The sequence below is a fragment of the Virgibacillus sp. M23 genome, from assembly GCF_034190895.1.
Taxonomy (GTDB): Bacteria; Bacillota; Bacilli; order Bacillales; family Amphibacillaceae; genus Virgibacillus; species Virgibacillus salarius.
Window position 1 is genome coordinate 1 of the sequence record NZ_JAWDHA010000280.1, and the last position, 435, is coordinate 435.

A 435-nucleotide genomic window follows, 5' to 3' on the forward strand; every position below is an offset into this window, starting at 1 on the left:
CCTCATATTGTCATCAACAGCTTTAAGCGGCTCGGCCAAACGATGAAACGGATCAGGCAATACCGGGCACTGTTCCTCTTTTTACTCGCTTATTTCTTTTATATCGACGGTGTCGGCACGATTATTACGATGTCGACATCCTATGGATCAGATTTAGGGATCGGTTCCTCAAGCCTTCTGATCATCCTATTTGTCACCCAGGTCGTCGCCGCGCCGTTTTCGATTGTATACGGAAAACTGGCAGAACGCTTCACGGGGAAGACAATGCTGTACGTTGGGATCGTTATTTATATGATTGTCTGCGTGTACGCCTATTTTATGGAGACAACGATTGATTTCTGGATACTGGCCATGCTTGTCGCCACCTCGCAGGGCGGTATTCAAGCCCTCAGCCGTTCCTATTTCGCCAAGCTTGTGCCAAAGCGCCACGCCAAT

At 48.7% G+C, this 435-nt stretch carries 1 protein-coding gene; it reads left to right on the forward strand.

Annotated features, from left to right (window positions below):
* The coding region (locus RVS70_RS22555; RefSeq protein WP_321134968.1) for an MFS transporter at positions 1-435 on the forward strand (435 nt) is incomplete at both ends.